The sequence below is a fragment of the Streptomyces poonensis genome, from assembly GCF_014650915.1.
In the GTDB taxonomy this organism is placed as follows: Bacteria; Actinomycetota; Actinomycetes; order Streptomycetales; family Streptomycetaceae; genus Streptomyces; species Streptomyces poonensis.
This window is the reverse complement of sequence record NZ_BMVW01000003.1, coordinates 256,789-274,196: the sequence shown is the minus strand read 5'-3', so window position 1 is coordinate 274,196 and position 17,408 is coordinate 256,789. Positions and strand designations below refer to the sequence as shown.

Here is a 17,408-nt window from a genome sequence, read left to right as displayed (position 1 = left end):
GGCATCGGCACGTCCGCACAGCAGCACCCTTCAGCCGTCCGCCGTCCTGGGAGTCGCGGCGTCCCGCGTGCCCTCACGCGCCCGCCCCGGCAGCCGCCACCAACGCACCCCCGCGCGCCGTGATCACAGCGCGCGCCCATCGAGAAGGCCGGCCGGCACTGGACACGGCCGGAGCGGAGCACGTCATGGTCACCATCGAAGGAACGAGCACGGCCCGGTTCGAACCGGTCCGAGCAGCGCTGGCAGCACACATCGAGTCCGGCGACGAACTGGGCGCATCGATCGCAGTCGACGTCGACGGAGTCATGGAAGTCGACATATGGGGCGGACACGCCGACACCGCGCGAACCGTTCCGTGGAGCCGGGACACGCTGGTCAGCCTCTGGTCGACCACCAAGACCCTCAGCAGTCTCGCGGCCCTCGTCCTTGTCGACCGGGGAGAACTGGAGCTGCATCGTCCGGTCGCGGAGTACTGGCCCGCATTCGCCGCCCAGGGCAAGCAGGACATCGAAGTGCGGCACGTCCTGTCACACACCGCAGGGCTCCCGGGCTGGCAGCAGCCCTTCACCATGGAGGACCTCTGCCACTGGCCGACGGCGAGCGCCCGACTGGCCGGACAGGCGCCCTGGTGGGAACCGGGAACCGCCGCGGGCTACCACATGCAGACCCAGGGACAGCTGGTGGGAGAACTCGTCCGGCGGGTCAGTGGCCGTACCCTGACCGAGTTCGTCGACACCGAGATCGCCGGACCGCTGGGCGCCGATGTCCAGATCGGCGCGCGGGAGGCCGACTGGCCGCGCATCGCCCCGCTGGTGCCGCCCGCACAGCTGCCCGGAGTACTGGCCGATCCCGCCCCCGATGCCGTCTTCACCAGGACGTTGCTCGGAAGCCCCGCCCGGGACGAGCACGTCGACACCCCGCAATGGCGCCGCGCCGAACTGGGGGCCGTCAACGGACACGGCAACGCACGCGGCCTGGCCCGGGCCCTGTCGGTGATCTCACGACGCGGCACGGGGAACGGCCACCGGCTCCTCTCCCCGGACACCGTGGACGCGATCTTCGACGTGCAGGCCGACGGGGTCGACCTGTTCCTGGGCGTTCCCGTGCGCTGGGGCATCGGCTACGCGCTCGCCGACCCGAGGACGATGCCGCACATGCCCACCGGAACGATCTGCTTCTGGGTCGGCCGAGGCGGCTCCGTCGTCATGATGGACCTCGACCGGCGCATCACGTTCGCCTACACGATGAACCGGCTGGGTGACGGGATCCTCGGCTCGGAACGCACCCACAGCTACATCCGGCACGTCTACGAAAGTCTCGGCACCACCGCCGACTGAAGCCCGGCCGCCCTGCCCGCGGGCTTGTCCGTACCGGAGCGGCGGACAGGGAGAGACGACACTCATGTGCTCGCTCCGCGGCCACCAACACACCGCACTCATCGACTCATCGACTCACTGACTTACCCATTCACGCAGCACACACCGGAAGGCAGCGACCACCATGCCGTTCATCACCGTCGGCCGGGAGAACACCACCGACATCGAGCTGTACTACGAGGACCACGGCACCGGGCAGCCGGTCGTGCTGATCCACGGCTACCCGCTCGACGGCCACTCCTGGGAGAAGCAGGCCGCCGCCCTGCTGGAGGCCGGCTACCGCGTCATCACGTACGACCGGCGCGGCTTCGGCCGTTCCTCCCAGCCCACCACCGGCTACGACTACGACACCTTCGCCGCCGACCTCAACGCCGTCCTGGAAACCCTGGACCTGAACGACGCCGTCCTCGTCGGCTTCTCGATGGGCACCGGCGAGGTCGGCCGCTACCTGGGCACCTACGGCTCCGCCCGCATCGCCAAGGCCGCCTTCCTCGCCTCCCTCGAGCCGTACCTGCTCAAGACAGACGACAACCCCGGGGGTGTCGACGGCGCCGTCTTCGAGGACATCGAGCAGGCCGTCACCGCCGACCGCTACGCCTACTTCACCTCGTTCTACCAGGACTTCTACAACCTCGACGAGAACCTCGGCACCCGCATCAGCGAGGAGGCCGTCCGCAACAGCTGGAACGTCGCCGCCGGTGCCTCCTGGTACGCCTCCCTGGCTTGCGTGGCGACCTGGACCACCGACTTCCGCGCCGACATCGCCAAGATCGACGTACCGGCGCTGATCCTGCACGGCACCGCCGACCGCATCCTGCCCATCCAGTCCACCGGCGACCTCTTCCATCAGGCGTTGCCGCAGGCGGAGTACGTCGTCGTCGACGGAGCCCCGCACGGCCTGCTGTGGACCCACGCCCAGGAGGTCACCGACGCCCTGCTCGCCTTCCTGGCCAAGTGACCGACCACGGCGAGGCCCCGCTCGCCGGACGATGCACCCACACGCACCCCGTCACCGTTCCCGCGGTGGCGGGGTGCCGTCGTCCCCGCCGCAGACCCGAGGAAGCCGAGGAAGCCGTGGGAGAGGGACGTACCACGGCCTTCCGCAGTGGGCGGCACAGCGTGTCAAGACAGAGGACGGCAGCCGCCATGGACGGTGTGGACGAGGAACACCTCGTGCGGCTCGTCGCCGGTCAAGGACGAGATCATCGGCATCGGGGAAGGCCGCCGCGTCCCTGTCAGCGGCTGCCGGCGCGGTCACCACGGGCTCACCGGCACGGACCAGGACCCCGCCCAGTTCGATGTCCTCGACAGCGGAGCGAGCGACCGCGAAGCCGACGAGCTGGACGTAGCGCAGCAGCTCCGTCGCGGCGCCGTGAACCAGGTCCGGCCGCTCACGCAGCCGTGCCAGCTGCCGGGGGCGGATCACCAGGTGGTGGAGGGAGACCGCGATCCGTCAGGCGACGGTTCCGACTCCACCAACCGGTCGAGTACCCCCATCGGCGATCTGCCGTGCCCGGGCCCGCAGTCGCTCGATCCGGCGCGCGGTGAAGTCCATGGCCGGCACGGAGCGCAGCCTCGTGTGCTCGGGCGGGTCCAGCTCGATGAGCCTGCCGTGATCACCGGTCTCCGGCTCCATCCTCGGACAGTTCCGGCCCACGGATGCGGCGCGGCTGACGCGAGGGTCCGACAGTACGGTCCTCACGTCGGCGTGGCGGGTGGCCGGCCAGGCCTCGTCGCCGTACGGCATCCGCACCCGGGCGAGTGGTCGATCGCGCAGTTCCGCGTAGCGGGGGTGGTCGGAAGAGCGCACCAGGCGGCTGTTGCTCTCCGGGTGGCGGCGGGGGCCGGAGTGTCGGCGTGCGCGCCGGTGCCCTGAAAGGCTGTCACGTGTGGCGTCGACGAGCCGTGCCGGGTACCGGCCTGGCCGGCGGCCGCGCTCCTCGCCCGTGCGGTGACGCCGGGTCAGACCTCGACCAGCACCTTGCCCCGGTTCCCCTCCCGGCCCAGGTAGAGGCTCCGGTAGGCCGCGGGGATCCCGTCGAACCCCTTGTACACGGTCTGGTGGTAGCGGATCTCCCCCTTGCGGACCAGCCCGCCCAGCTCCTGGTGCATCCGCGAGAGCAGCGGCTCGGTGAACCACTCCTGGGCGAAGATCCCGCGGATGGTGGTGCGCGGGAACATGATGTACGGCAGCAGCCGGGGCCCGGTCAGCTCGCCGTTCACCGTGGTCGCCCACTGCCAGCAGACGGCCACCTGGCTGTCCACGTTGAGCATGGTGAACAGCGCGTCGGTGAGGGTGCCGCCCAGATTGTCGAAGTACCGGTCGACCCCGTCGGGGGCGGCCGCCAGCAGGGCCTGACGGGCCGACTCCGCGTCGTCGGACCGGTCGTAGAGCACCACCTCGTCGAAGCCCAGCTCCCTCAGGTGGCCGGCCTTGCCCGGCGAGGCGGTGGTGCCGACCAGCCTGCCCGCGCCCGCCCGCTTGGCCAGCTGGCCGACCAGGGTGCCGACCGCACCGGAGGCGCCGCTGATCACCACGGTGTCGCCGGGCCGGACGGTCATGAACCGGGTGAGCGTGCCCCAGGCGGTCATCCCGGGCGCGCCCATGATGCCGAGCGCGGTGGACAGCGGCAGCCGCTCGTCGTACCAAGCCGCATCGAGCCGCCGGTAGGCCGGGAAGACCATCGGGAAGGCACCGGTCCGCCAGAGTTCTTCGGCGCCGTTGTGCACCACGTGGCTGCGCCAGCCGCCGAACCCCTGCACCAGGTCGCCGACCCGGAACGCCGCCTCCGGGCCGGCTTCGACCACCTCCATGATCGAGTCCGCGCCCATGTGGTGACCGATCGGCGTCTCCAGAGCCAGCCCGTTCTGGTACGGGTCGACCGAGACGTACCGGGTCCGGAACAGCATCTCGTCCGGCCGGAGCCGGATGTCGACGTCCTCGGTGACCTTCTGGTAGATCCGCTCGACGTCGGGCACACCGGCCAGGTGCTCCCGGACGACCCACTTCTCGATCCTCATGTCAGGGCTCCTGTCCCCGTGCTCTCCACGGCGCCGGGGGCGGTGTCCCCGGCCGGGCGGGACCGCTGCGGTGGCCGGCCGACCGGGATGACCAGGTGCGTCGGCGGCGGTGCGCTGCGGTCGACCTCGGCGGTGAACTCGCGGCCGTCGTCCCGGCAGACGAACTGCACGACGTGCCGCCCGGCGGCGGCCGCCCGGATCAGGCCGCCGATGGTCGCCCAGACCCCGGAGAGGTAGAAGTCCGACAGCCCGGGCAGCATCGGGCCGCTCCGGTTGATCTCCTTCTCCATCGTCTCCGCGCCCTCCACGAACGGGTTCCAGCCGGGGAAGGCGCCGTTGCGGACGCCGGTGTAGCGGACCTGGGTGAGCGGGGTCGAGACATCGGCGACGGCCACCGCGTCCTTGAGGCCGGGGAAGCGCTCGTCCAGGAAGGAGACGATGCCGTCGCGCACCCGCCGCTTGGCCGCGATGTACTCCCGGCCGTGCCTGACCGGGAGGGTGTGCAGCTCCTCGCCGCGCCGTACCCGGGAGCGCTGCTCCGGACCCTCGTGCAGCGCCCGCCAGGGGGCGATGTCCGAGAAGTACGTCGCGAACACCACGGCGGACCCGGGCGGTGCGTGCTCCGGGTAGTGCCGGGTGCGGAAGTGCACGTTCATCGACGGGCAGCGCATCCCGGTCAGCGCGGCCGCCTGGTGCTCCGTCAGCAGGTAGGTGGTGCACGGGTCGCCCTCCGGGAAGGGTTTGCGCAGTCCCAGGAAGAGCGCGACGTAGCCGGGCGACAGCTGACCGGGCTGGTCGATCAGCGAGGTGTAGAGCCTCCGGTAGGTGTCGTTGAGGTACCGGCCCCCCAGCAGCTTCATCACCGTCGTGTGGCCGTCGGCAGCCGAGACCACCATGTCGGCGCGGAACTCCCGCCCGTCGCTGAGCCGCACACCCACCGCGTGGTCCCGCTCGACCAGGATCTCCTCGACCTTGGCGTTGTAGGTGATCTCTCCGCCGAGCCCCAGGTAGCGCCGCTCGATCGAGCGGGCCAGCCCGAGCGAGCCGCCCTCCGGCACCCCGGCCGACCGGTTGGCGTGCGAGGCCAGCTGGAAGTGGAACGGCAGCACCGGGAAGGCCGGGTGCTTCTCGTACAGGATGAAGGTGAACGCCTCGCGCAGCAGCGGATCGCTGAAGCGCTGTGCGTACTCCGTCATCAGCACCGCCATCGAGCGGCGGACGGTGGCGAAGTACGGGACGAACGAGGCCATCATCCGCCAGCGCTCGAGCCGGCCCATCAGCCCGACCGGTTTGAGGAACGGGTAGACGGCCAGCGCCTTGCGGAAGGTGCGGACGCCCGCGCAGAACTCCCGGATCGGCGCCGCGTCGGCCGGGGAGAGGTCCAGCAGGTGGGCCTCCAGACGGTCCGGGTCGGAGTAGAAGTACACCGCCCGGCCGTCCCGGCCGCGCACGATGTTGAACACGTCGAAGTGCCGCATCTCCTTGCCCTGGAGCGCGCCCAGTTCGAGCCAGATCCGGTACATCTCGTTGCCCGGCCCGTTGCCGAGCAGCCAGCTGACGCACCAGTCGAAGGTGAAGTCGCTGCGGTCCCAGCCGGTGCACGAGCCGCCGGGGATCTCGTGCATCTCGAAGATCCGGGTCCGGTAGCCGTTCATCCGGGCGTAGCACCCGGTGGAGAGGCCACCGAGGCCGCCACCGATGATGATCATCGTCTCGCGTCGGCGGTCCGTACCCGTTTTCCTCGTCGTCCTTCCCACTTCCCCGCCCTCCTCGTCCGTACGCTGCCTGTGCCACCGTGCTCGGAAGGGCGCTCACCAGGTGATCGGAAGCGCCTGCAGGCCGTTCACCATCGCGTCCTCCTTCCAGCGCAGTTCGTGCTCGGGGACGGCCGGCCGCAGTCCGGGCAGCCTGGCCGAGACCCGCTCGATGGCCACCTGGAGCTCCAGCCGGGCCAGATGGGCGCCGATGCAGTAGTGCACGCCGTGGCCGAAACCGATGTGCGGGTTGCCCGGCCGGTCCAGGTCGAGGCGCTCCGGGTCGGCGAAGACCCGCGGGTCGCGGTTTGCGGCGGCGGTCGCGATCATCACCGCCTCGCCGGCCCGGACGGTGACCCCGCCGAGCTCGACGTCGGCGGTCGCGTACCGGGGCAGGCTGAAGCCGGTGAGCAGCGGCACGTACCGCATCAGCTCCTCGACGGCCCTGGGGATCAGCTCCGGGTTCTCCCGCAGCCGGTTCAGCTCCCCGGGGGTCACCAGCAGGTGGTAGAAGAAGTTGCCGATCTGGTTGGTGGTGGAGACGAACCCGGCGATCAGCAGGTCACAGGCGATCGAGAGCAGCTCCTCCTCGCTGATCAGGCCCTGCTCCCGGCAGGCCCGGACCAGCGTGGTGAGCAGGTCGTCACCGGGCTCGCGGCCCCGCAGCTCCAGCACGCCGGTCATGTAGTCGATGAACGCCCGGCCCTCGGTCGCGAGCACATCGGCGGGGGTCACGGCGGAGAGCACCGTCTCGGCCCAGTGCCAGAGCATCCGGTGGTCCTCGGCCGGGATGCCGAGCACCTCACAGATGATGGTGGTCGGCATCGGGATGGCGAACTCCTCGACCAGGTCGGAGGGGGGACCGGCGGCGACGATGTCGTCGATCAGCGCGTCGGCCAGCTCCCGGGCCCGCACGCGCAGCGCCTCGACCCGGCGGGCACTGAACCCCCGGGCCATCAGGGACCGGAGCCGGGTGTGCTCGGGCGGTTCGGTGGAGAACAGGCCGGCGCCGGTGCGGGCGACCGACCGCATCCGCGGCTGGTCCCGGCCCATCGCTGCGGCCAGGCTGAACCGAGGGTCGGCGAGCACCGTACGGACGTCCTCGTACCGGGTGACGAGCCAGGCCTCGTCGCCGTACGGCATCCGGACCCGGGCCGGTGGCTGCTCGCGCAACTCGGCGTACCGGGGATCGAGGTCGAGCCCGCGCGGCTCGAAGGGGTAGGGCAGCGGCTGGTGCTGCGTGAGCATGAGCGGGTTCCTCTCTCGTACGACCGTGCCGCCTGGGAAGCCGGATGTGCCGGAGGTCCCAGGGGTGCCGGATGTGCGTGCCGGGGGCCCGAGGAGTGCCGGGGGTTCCGGGGCGCTGCTGGACGGCCGGTCCGGGGCGGGCGGGCCGACACCGGTCTCAGGAGCCATCGGGGCCGGCTCCGGTGAGGATCGACCGGGCCAGCCCGGCGTTGTGGGCGGCGTACTCGCGGTCGAGCATCTCGGCATGGGTGCCGAAGCCCGAGAGGACCGCCGTCCGTCCGGCCGAGCTGCCGTGCCAGGCGCCGTGCTGCCCGGCTTCGTGGAGCGCCGCCTTCTCGTCGTCGGCGATCACACTGACCGGCGCGGTGATCACCCCGTCGTTGGGCGTGCGGCTGCAGAACAGGAGGAAGTCCCGGGCCTGTTCGCGGGTCTCCTCGGCGACGATCGCCGAGCCGGTGTGCCGCTGGAGGTGCTCCGCCAGTTCCTGCTCGAAGGCCGCGACGTGCTCGTCGGAGAGGTCGAAGGGCTCCGGGATGCGGTGCGAGTCAATGATCACCACATGGGTCACCGAACGGCCGCGCCGCTCCAGCTCCTCCGCCACCTCGAAGGCGAGGTTCCCGCCGAGCGAGTAGCCGAGCAGGGCGCACGGCCCTTCCGGCCGCAGCGACTCGATCACATCCGCGTACCGGTCGACCTTGTCGTCCCCGGCGACGTAGTTGAAGGCGACGACCCGGTACTCCGGCAGGTGCGCCGCGAACTGCCGGTAGACCAGGCCGTGGCCGCCGGCCGGCGGGAAGCAGAAGAGCGTCTCCTGCTGCTCCTGGTTGAACGAGAGGTACGGCTGGGCACCCTCGATCCGGCCGTTGACGATGTGCTCGACCGTCCGCGCCATCCCGTGCAGGGTGGTGACCTTGAAGAACTCGCTGACCGGGATGCTGATGCCGAACTCGCTCTGCAGACCGTGGATCAGCTCGATCAGTCTGATCGAGGAGCCGCCCGACTCGAAGAAGTCGTGCTGGAGACCGGCCCCCTCGACGCCCAGCAGCGCCTGCCAGTGCGCGGCCATCCGCTGCTCGTAGAGGGTGACCGGAGGCTCGGCGGCCTGCTCCGCGGCGTCCGGCCGAGGGGCGGGCAGCGCGGCGACGTCCACCTTGCCGTTGGCGGTGAGCGGCAGTTCGGGCAGCTCGGTGAGGTACGTCGGGATCATGAAGGTCGGCAGGTAGCCGGCCAGGTGGCGGCGGAGCCCGCGCCGGTCGAGCGTCCGCCCGGGTGCCGGGACGCAGTACGCGCAGAGCACGTTCTCCCCGGCGTGGTCGGGCCGGACGGTGACCACCGCACGCTCCAGGCCGGGCCACTCGGCGAGCCGGGTCTCGATCTCGCCCGCCTCGATCCGGTGGCCGCGCACCTTGATCTGCGAGTCGGCCCGTCCCAGCAGGTGCACCCGGCCGTCCGCGTCCCAGCGGGCGAGGTCGCCGGTGCGGTAGACCCGGACCGGCTCGGTGCCGTCGGTACCGCCGAGCGGCAGGGCGACGAACCGGCGGGCGGTCTCCTCCTCGTCCCCCACGTAGCCGAGCGCCACGCCCGAGCCGCCGATCCACAGCTCACCCGTGACGCCGGGCGGGACGGGCCGGCCGTACGGGTCGAGAAGGTAGAGCGAGCTGTTCGGCAACGGCCGGCCGATCGGCACCATCCGGCCGGGCTCCAGCCCGTCCGTCGGTCCCTCGAAACAGGCGCTGTCGACGGTGGTCTCGGTGAGTCCGTAGGAGTTGACCAGCCTGGTCGCGGGGGAGCAGAGGGCGCGCAGCCGCTCGTGCTCCTCGACCTTCCAGACGTCCGAGCCGACCACCAGCAGCCGCATGAACTCCAGCCGCAGACCGGACCGCTCGCAGTGGCCGACGAGGGTACGGACCACCGCCGGGACGAACTCGGCGGCGTCCACCCGCTCGGTGCGCATCACCTCGTACAGCCGGGCGGTGTCGAACAGCAGCTCCCGTCCGGCCAGCACCAGGGCGCCGCCCGAGCAGAGCGCGCGGACCAGGTCCCCGGTGAAGACGTCGAAGGAGGGGCTCGCCATCTGGAGGTGGACCCTGGCGTCGGTGTCCAGCCGGTACTCGGCGCGCCACGCCCGGCAGGCCGAGGCGAGATTGCCGTGACCGACCCGTACGGCCTTGGGCCGGCCGGTGGAGCCGGAGGTGTAGATGACGTACGCGGGGTCGTCCGGGCCGACCGTCGCGTCGGCGAAGCCGGTGGAGCCGGCCACCGCACGGTCGAGTTCCGCGGTGGTGACCAGCCGGGCCGGCAGGTGCCCGAGCCGCTCCCGGTCGTCGCCGACCAGCAGCCCGGCCCCGGCGTGTCCGACCATGTACGCCAGCCGGTCGGGCGGATGTTCCGGGTCGAGCGGCAGGTACGCGGCGCCGGTACGGAGCACCGCGAGCAGGGCGACGATCAGCTCCGGCGACTTGTCCAGGCAGAGCGCCACCACCGCGCCGGGCCCCGCCCCCAGTTCCCGCAGCCGGGCGGCGGCCCGCCGGGAGCGCTCGGCCAGTTCGCCGTAGCCCATCCGGACGGCCGGACCGGAGCCGGCCGGGACCGCCACCGCGAGCGCCGCCGGGTCGGCCGCCGCCGCGCGCAGGATCAGCTCATGGACCGGCTCCTCACGGACCGGCTCCTCATGGACCACCCGGTCCGCGCCGCTCCACCGCCGCAGCACCAGGGCCCGCTCCTCGCGGCCGAGCAGCTCCAGCCCGGTGGCCACCCGCTCCGGTCCGGCCGTGGTCAGCCCCTCCAGCAGGTGGACGTAGTGCCCGGCCAGCCGGGCCATGGTCTCGGGCAGGAAGAGGTCGGTGTTGTACTTGAAGACGCAGTGGAACCGGCGCTCCGCCTCGTCCTCGTAGGCGGACAGGGTCAGGTCGAACTGGCCCTCCTCCTCCGGGAGTTCGATGTACTCCAGGCGGTAGCCGTACTTCTCGGTGGCCACCTTGTGGTGGAGCAGGATGAACATCACCTGGAAGACCGCCGAGCGGCTCGGGTCGTGCCGCAGCCCGAGCTTCTCCACCAGCAGCACGAACGGATACTCCTGGTTGTCCAGCCCGCCGAGCACGGTGGTCCGCACCCTCTCCAGCAGCTCGGCCACGGTCGGCTCGCCGGCCAGCGAGACGTGCAGGGGGAGAGGGTTGACGAAGTAGCCGTAGACGCCGGCGAACTCCTCGTCGGTGCGTCCGGTCACCGGGCTGCCGACGATGATGTCGTCCTGGCCCGCGTAGGCGTGCAGCAGCAGGTAGTAGGCGCTGAGCAGCACCATGAAGACGGTGACGTGGTGCTCCCGGGCCAGCGCGTGCACCCGGGCACTGAGCTCCTCGTCCAGCACGAAGAACTCCGAGGCGCCGTTGTGGGTCTGCACGGCCGGGCGCGGCTTGTCGGTGGGCAGACCGAGGACCGGCACCTCGGCGGGCAGGTGCGAGCGCCAGTACTCCAGCATCCGCGGCGCCTGCCGTCCGGCCAGGAACTCGTTCTGCCGGTTGAGGAAGTCCAGGTAGCGGGAGGTGACCGGGGGCAGCTCGGGCTCACGGCCCCGGCGCAGCCCCTCGTAGACGGCGAGCAGCTCCTCGATGAAGGTGAAGGTGGAGAGCGCGTCCGAGATGATGTGGTGGACCGCCTTCATGATCACCCACCGGTCCGGTCCGCGCCGGAACAGCCGGAACCGCACCAGCGGGTCGTGCTCCAGGTCGTACGGCCTCCGGTACTCGCGGACGATCATCGCGTGGATCTCGTCCCAGCCCAGGTGCTCGACGTCGAAGACCTCGAAGTCCGGGGCCGCCTCGGCGGAGATCCGCTGCACCGCACGGCCGCCGTCGAGCACGAAGTTGGCGCGCAGGCCGGGATGGCGTTCGACCATGGCCCGGAAGGCGGCGGCCATCGGCTCGGGCCGCAGCTCCACCCGGACCTCGACCGCGCCGCCGATGTTGTAGGCGAAACCGTCCGGGTTGAGCTGCTTGAGGAACCACAGCGCCTTCTGGTTCTGCGTCAGCGGGTACGCCGACTCGTCCTCGTACCGTTCGGTCTCGGCCGTGCCCGGCCCGGCGCGCTCCTCGTCGAGTACCTCGGCCACCGACTCGTGCAACCGGTCGACCAGTTCCGCCACCGGCGCGTCGCTCAGCAGCGCCACCACCGGGAGGGTGGTGCCGAGCTCGGTGGTGAGCCGGGCCCGCAGCTCCATGGCGAGCAGCGAGTCGAGGCCGAGGCCGCCGAGGCCGGTAGCGGGCTCGATCCGCTCGGCCGGCACCCTCAGCACGGTGGCGGCCAGCGCGGTGAACCGCTCGGTGAGCAACGCCGGCCGGTCCGCCTCGTCGGCCGCCCGCAGCGTCTGGAGCAGGCCGGAGCGCTCGTCGGCCGGGGCGGCCTCCTGGGCGGCCTCGGCCAGCTCGGCGACCAGCGGCGGCGGCGCCGGGTACCAGGAGAGGAAGACCGGCCAGTCCACCACGGTGGCGACCACCAGTTGGGCCCGGTCCTGGCCGAGTACCCGCTCCAGCACCGCCATCCCGGTCCCCGGGGCCAGCGAGCTCATCCCACGGCTGTTCCGGTAGTGGTCGATCAGGCCGAGCTCCTCGATCATGCCGGTGGCCCAGGGGCCCCAGTCGAGGCTCAGCGCGGGCAGGCCGTGGGCCCGGCGGTGGTGCGCCAGCGCGTCCAGGAAGGCGTTGCCGGCGGCGTAGTTGGCCTGCCCGGCGGTGGTCAGCAGCGAGGCGATCGAGGCGAAGAGTACGAAGTGGTCGAGCGGTTCGCCGGCCAGCTGCCGGTGCAACGCGAGGGCGCCGAGCGCCTTGGGCCCGTGGACGGCGTCGTAGGTCTCCCGGTCCAGCTCGCCCACCAAAGTGTCCCGGACCTGCCCGGCCAGGTGGAAGACGCCGCGGATCGGCGGCCGGTCCAGCCGCCGGTACCCGTCCAGCCAGGCGGCCACCCCGGACTCGTCGGTGACATCCAGCAGCGCCGGGACCGGCTCGGCGCCGAGCGTCTCCAACTCGCGCAGGAACGCGGCGCGCCGCCCGGCCGGGCTCGCCGGGTCGAGGGTGCGCCACTGCTCGCGCGGCGGCAGCGGGCTGCGGCCGACCAGGATCAGCCGACGGGCGCCGCGCCGGACCAGAGTGCGGCACAGCAGCCGGCCGAGCGCGCCGAACGCACCGGTCACCAGGTACGCGGCGTCCGGCCGCAGGCCGGCCGGCAACGGCCGGGTCAGCTCCTCGGCCGGGCGGAGCCGGCTGGTCAGCCGGCGGCCCGGGCGCAGCGCGATCTCGTCCTCGTCGGCCGACGCGAACTCGCGCAGCAGCGCGTCCGCCTCGGCCCCGGCTCCGGCGTTCCCGGCCGGGCCGGCCGGGCCGAGGTCGATCAGTTTGCCGGGGTGGCCGGGCAGCTCCTGGTGACGCAGTACCCGGCCGATTCCCCAGGCGGGGGCGCCGAGCGGTTCGACCGGCTCGCCGGGGGCGGTGGCCTGCGCGGACCGGGTGACGATGTGGAGCCGGCACCCCGGCAGTTCGGCCGGCAGCAGCGCGGCGAGCGCGATCAGGCTGTACCCGCCGGCACCGGTGTGGCCCGCCACGGCGGCGTGGCCGGCGGTGGCCAGCTCCGGCCGGTCGAGGTTCCAGAGGTGGACGACGGCGGCCGGGTCGGGCACGCCCGACGCCCGGCGGTCGGCCAGCAGCCGGGCTAGGTCGGCGGTGGAACCGGGCTCGACGGTGGTCGGGTGGTCGTTGGTGGGCGGGCCGTCGTTGGTGGGCGGGTGGTCGTCGGTGGGCGGACCGCCGTTGCTGGTCGGGGGGCCGTCGGTGGGCGGACCGCCGTCGGTGGTCGGCTGGTGTCCGGTGCCCGGCTGGTGTCCGGTGCCCGGTCGGTATCCGGTGCCTGCCCGCACCAGCTGGCAGCTGCCACCGCGTGCGGTGATCCGCTCGGCCAGTGCCTCGGCCACGCCCTGCCGGTCCGCGAACAGCAGCCAGTGGTCCGGGTGTTCGGCCGAGGCCGACGGAGCGGCGGTGTCGGGCGCGTCCGGCAGCTGTGTCCAGGCCGGTTCGACGAGCCAGCCGTCGATGGTGGCCAGTCCGACGGCGGTGGCGGCCTGCTCCACGTCGGCGGCCCGGAACCCGGCGATCCCGCCGAGCGGCACCCCCTGCTCGTCGTACACGTCGATGTCGCCGACCAGTTCGGTGCCGGCGTCCCGGGTGACGGTGGCGTGCACCCAGAGCGGCCGGTCACCGACCGCCTCCAGCCGGACCTCCCCGATGGCGACCGGTAGCCGGACCCGTGTGCCACCGGGGTCCGCCGTCGTCGGCCCGGTCGTCGGCCCGGTCGTCAGCTCGGTCGTCAGCAGGGTCTGGAAGAAGGCGTCCATCACCACCGGGTGCACCTGGTGGCCCGTTCCCTGCCCGGCCACCGCCGCCGTCGGCCGCACCTTGGCCAGCGCCTCGCCGGGGCCGGTCCAGACCTCGTCGATGCCCTGGAACGCCGGGCCGTAGTGGTAGCCGAGCGCGGCCAGTCCGGCGTAGCAGTCCGGCCGGGCGAGGTGACGGACGGCCCGGTCGCGGACCGCCGCGACGTCCAGCGGTCGGCCGGGCCGGCGGCGCTGGCCGGGCCGGACGGTGCCGACGGCGTGCACGGTCGGCTCGGCGCCCTCCCCGGCGGGGGTCGCGATGGTGAAGCCGCCGTGCTCGGCGGAGAGGACGAGCTGGACGGCGCGGCTCTCCTCGTCGGGCAGGAAGAGCGCCTTGCGCAGCTCGACACCGGTCAGCGCCGCGTCGGTGCCGCCGGTCAGCGCGCGGACGGCCTGGACGGCCATCTCCAGGTAGCCGGCGGCGGGGAAGACAACGTTGCCCTGGATCCGGTGGTCCTCCAGGTAGGGCAGCGCCTCGGTGTCCAGCCGGGCCTCCCAGGCCGGTTCGGCCCCGGCCAGCCGACGGCCGAGCAGTGGGTGGTCCAGCCGCCCCTGCCGGATCTGTGCGACCGGCGGGGGTTCGGCCCAGTGCCGGTCGCGCCGGAACGGGTAGCGCGGCAGCGGAACCGTGCGTCCGGTCGGCTGGAGCACGGACCAGTCGACCTCGACACCCAGGTTGTGCAGGGCGGCCAGCGAGGCGGTGAAGGTCGCTGCTTCGTCCTCCTGGCGGCGGATCGACGGCAGCGTGCACACCTCGGGCGGACCGGTGTCACCGCCACGCCCGGTGCCCGCGCGGGCCTTGACGGTCTCCTCGATCGAACGGCTGAGCACCGGGTGCGGACCGATCTCCAGAAAGAGGCTGTACCCGTCGTCGGCCAGCCGCTCGACCGCCTGCCGGAAGCGGACGCTGTCCCGGACGTTGTGCCACCAGTACCCGGCGTCCAGTTCGGTGCCGTGCGCGGTGCCCTCGCGCCCGGTGAGGTGGAGCGGGACCCGGGCCGGGCGGGCCTTGAGGTCGGCCAGCGACTCCAGCAGCTCGTCCTTGATCTCCTCCATCCGGGCGCTGTGGTACGGCACGTCGACGGTCAGCGGGCGGGCGAAGACCTGCTCGGCGGTGAGCGCACCGGCCAGCTCGGCAAGCACGTCGGCGTCCCCGGCGAGGGTCAGCGAAGTCGGGCTGTTGACGGCGGCCACCGAGACCGCGTCGCCGTAGGGGCGGAGTCGCCGGACCGCCTCGGCCTCGGTGAGCGAAACGGCGAGCATGCCGCCGGTGCCGGCCAGCCTCTGCTGGAGCCGGCTGCGGTGCACCACCACCTTGACCGCGTCGGCCAGGTCGTGGACGCCGGCCTCGTGGAAGGCGGCCACCTCACCGGTGGAGTGGCCGACGATCGCGTCCGGGCGGACGCCGCGACTGCGCCAGAGCGCGGCCAGGCCGACCTGGACGGCGAAGTTGGCGGGCTGGGCGAGCCATGTCTCGGTCATCCGGGAGTGCGCCTCGTCGGCGGCCAGCTCCTCGGTGAGCGACCAGCCGGTGAGCTCGGCCAGGTGCCCGGCGCAGGCCTCGACGGCCTCCCGGTAGACCGGCTCGGTGGCGAACAGCTGACGGCCCATGGCCCACCACTGCGGGCCCATGCCGGTGAACACCCAGACCAGTCGGCGGTGCCGGGGCTCGCGGCGCCGGTCGGTGAGCACCCGAGGATGCGGCTCGCCACGCAGGCAGGCGGCGAGCGCCTCGTCCAGCGAGGCGCGGGCGACCGGGTCCCGGGCGTCGTAGACCACCGAGAGCCGGGCGTCATGGTGCTGGCGGCGGTGGGCCAGGGTGTGGCCGAGGTCGGCCGGGCGGGCCGGGACGCTGCCCCGGACGCCGGCCAGCTCGGCCCGGATGCCGGCGGCCAGCTCGGGCAGCGCGGTGGCCTCCCGGGCGGTGAGCGGCAGCACCGTCCAGGCGGGATGCCCGGCGGGTTCGCCGCACTCGTCGCCGCACTCCTCTGCGGACTCCGGCTCGGGTTCCGGCTCCGGCTCCATCTCTGGTTCCGGCTGCGGTTCCGGTGCGGCCTCCAGCAGTACGTGTGCGTTGGTACCGCCGAAGCCGAAGGAGTTGACCCCGGCCCTGGCCGGCCCCTCGTGCGCCGGCCAGGGGGTCGGTTCGGTGGGGATCTCGTACGGCAGGGTGGCCGGGTCGATGGCTGGATTGAGCCGCTCCAGGTTGATGTGCGGCGGGATCAGCCGGTGCTCGAGCGCCAGCGCGGTTTTGATCAGCCCGGCCAGACCGGAGGCGGACTCGGTGTGCCCGATGTTGGTCTTGACCGAGCCGACGTAGCACCTGTCCCCGGGGCGGCGGCCGACCGCCAGCGCGCGGGCCAGCGCGTTCGCCTCGATCGGGTCTCCGACCGCGGTGGAGGTGCCGTGCGCCTCGACGTACTGCAGGCCGCCGGGGACGATCCCGGCCTCGGCGCACACCCGCTCGATCAGGGCGACCTGGGCGTCCGGGTTGGGCACCGTGATGCCGTTGGTACGGCCGTCCTGGTTGACGCCGCTGCCGATGACGACGGCGTGCACCGGGTCGCCGTCCCGGAGCGCGTCGGAGAGCCGCTTGAGCGCGACCACCGCGACCCCCTCGGCCCGGACGTAGCCGTCGGCCGCCGCGTCGAAGGTGCGGGAACGGCCCTGGGGGGAGAGGAAGCCGCCCTTGGTCTCGGCGATCGTGTACTGCGGGGCGATGTGCAGCAGGACGCCGCCGGCCAGGGCGAGGTCGGTCTCGCCGCGCAGCAGGCTCTGCACGGCGAGGTGGACGGCGACCAAGGAGGAGGAGCAGGCGGTGTCGACGGAGACGCTGGGGCCGCGGAAGTCGAAGCAGTGCGAGATGCGGTTCGACACCATCGTCATCATGGTGCCGGTGGCGGTGTGCGCGGCCAGCGTCTCGAAGGAGAGGTCCGAGAACTGGACGATCTTGTAGTCCAGGGTGAACGCGCCGACGTAGACGCCGACCTCACGGCCCGCCAGCTCGGCCGGCTTCTGTCCGCCGTCCTCCAGCGCCTCCCACGCCACCTCGAGCAGCTTCCGCTGCTGCGGGTCCATGTGGTCGGCCTCACGGCCGCTGATGCCGAAGAACGCCGGGTCGAACTCGTCGAAGCCGTCGATGTAGCCGCCCCGGCCGCCGACCAGCCGGCCCGGCTTGGCCTTGGACCGGCTGCCCAGAGTGGACACGTCGTACCGGCTGGGTGGGGTCGGTGTGATGCAGTCCTTGCCGTCGACCAGGTCCTGCCAGAACGACCGGTGGTCGCAGGCCCCGCCGGGCAGCCGGCATCCGATCCCGATGATCGCGATCTTCTCCCGGTCACCGGCAGGTCCGGTGGAGGCGGACGGAACGGATGGCCTGTCGATGGCCGGGGCACCGACGGTCTCGGTGGCGCTGGTGGAGGCGGCGGTGGCGGCGGATGGATCTCGGGACGTGACGATGTGTGAGTCCGGCATGGTCGACTCCTTGAATCGCTGCGTTCGCAACGTGGCGAGGGCACAGGAGAGCCACACGGGCTTTGGGGCAGCGGCCATGGCCCGGATCCGTGCAGGCGGAGGGCCGGGACGGCCGAG

8 protein-coding genes are annotated in these 17,408 nt (G+C 72.6%); 2 read left to right on the top strand and 6 right to left on the bottom strand.

Annotated features, from left to right (window positions below):
* Positions 1–185 precede the first annotated feature (185 nt).
* Positions 186–1,337 carry a serine hydrolase domain-containing protein gene (locus IE242_RS11235; protein WP_189857972.1) on the top strand — a complete coding sequence of 384 codons (1,152 nt, stop codon included), beginning with the start codon at positions 186–188 and terminating at the stop codon, positions 1,335–1,337.
* Positions 1,338–1,500: 163 nt separating this feature from the next.
* Positions 1,501–2,334 carry an alpha/beta fold hydrolase gene (locus IE242_RS11230; RefSeq protein WP_189857970.1) on the top strand — a complete coding sequence of 278 codons (834 nt, stop codon included), beginning with the start codon at positions 1,501–1,503 and terminating at the stop codon, positions 2,332–2,334.
* A 51-nt stretch (positions 2,335–2,385) separates the two neighbouring features.
* Here the strand turns inward: IE242_RS11230 and IE242_RS39175 are convergent, their stop codons facing one another.
* The 6 genes from IE242_RS39175 to IE242_RS11200 form a co-directional block, all read right to left on the bottom strand.
* Positions 2,386–2,802 carry a cytochrome P450 gene (locus IE242_RS39175; RefSeq protein WP_189857968.1) on the bottom strand — a complete coding sequence of 139 codons (417 nt, stop codon included), beginning with the start codon at positions 2,800–2,802 and terminating at the stop codon, positions 2,386–2,388.
* Between the two features lie 27 nt (positions 2,803–2,829).
* Positions 2,830–3,186, bottom strand: coding sequence for a cytochrome P450 family protein (locus tag IE242_RS11220; RefSeq protein ID WP_189857966.1), 357 nt, complete (start codon positions 3,184–3,186; stop codon positions 2,830–2,832).
* Positions 3,187–3,338: 152 nt separating this feature from the next.
* Complete coding sequence (locus IE242_RS11215) at positions 3,339–4,397, bottom strand: MDR family NADP-dependent oxidoreductase (RefSeq protein ID WP_189857964.1); 1,059 nt, start codon at positions 4,395–4,397, stop codon at positions 3,339–3,341.
* Entirely contained in the window at positions 4,394–6,106 is a 1,713-nt protein-coding gene (locus IE242_RS11210) for a phytoene desaturase family protein (protein WP_189858462.1), read from the bottom strand. The genes IE242_RS11215 and IE242_RS11210 overlap by 4 nt, the downstream gene beginning before the upstream one ends.
* 102 nt (positions 6,107–6,208) lie before the next feature.
* Positions 6,209–7,399 (bottom strand): cytochrome P450, encoded by a 1,191-nt coding sequence (locus IE242_RS11205; RefSeq protein ID WP_189857962.1) that lies wholly within the window; start codon positions 7,397–7,399, stop codon positions 6,209–6,211.
* A 157-nt stretch (positions 7,400–7,556) separates the two neighbouring features.
* A complete protein-coding gene (locus tag IE242_RS11200) occupies positions 7,557–17,291 on the bottom strand; it encodes a non-ribosomal peptide synthetase/type I polyketide synthase (RefSeq protein WP_189857960.1) in 9,735 nt (3,244 codons plus the stop codon).
* Positions 17,292–17,408 lie beyond the last annotated feature (117 nt).

Excerpts from the sequence above, each read along its gene's own strand:
- IE242_RS11235 (WP_189857972.1), top strand. The coding sequence starts at position 186 with ATGGTCACCATCGAAGGAACGAGCACGGCCCGGTTCGAACCGGTCCGA.
- IE242_RS11230 (WP_189857970.1), top strand. The coding sequence starts at position 1,501 with ATGCCGTTCATCACCGTCGGCCGGGAGAACACCACCGACATCGAGCTG.
- IE242_RS11215 (WP_189857964.1), bottom strand. The coding sequence starts at position 4,397 with ATGAGGATCGAGAAGTGGGTCGTCCGGGAGCACCTGGCCGGTGTGCCC.
- IE242_RS11210 (WP_189858462.1), bottom strand. The coding sequence starts at position 6,106 with ATGATCATCATCGGTGGCGGCCTCGGTGGCCTCTCCACCGGGTGCTAC.
- IE242_RS11205 (WP_189857962.1), bottom strand. The coding sequence starts at position 7,399 with ATGCTCACGCAGCACCAGCCGCTGCCCTACCCCTTCGAGCCGCGCGGG.
- IE242_RS11200 (WP_189857960.1), bottom strand. The coding sequence starts at position 17,291 with ATGCCGGACTCACACATCGTCACGTCCCGAGATCCATCCGCCGCCACC.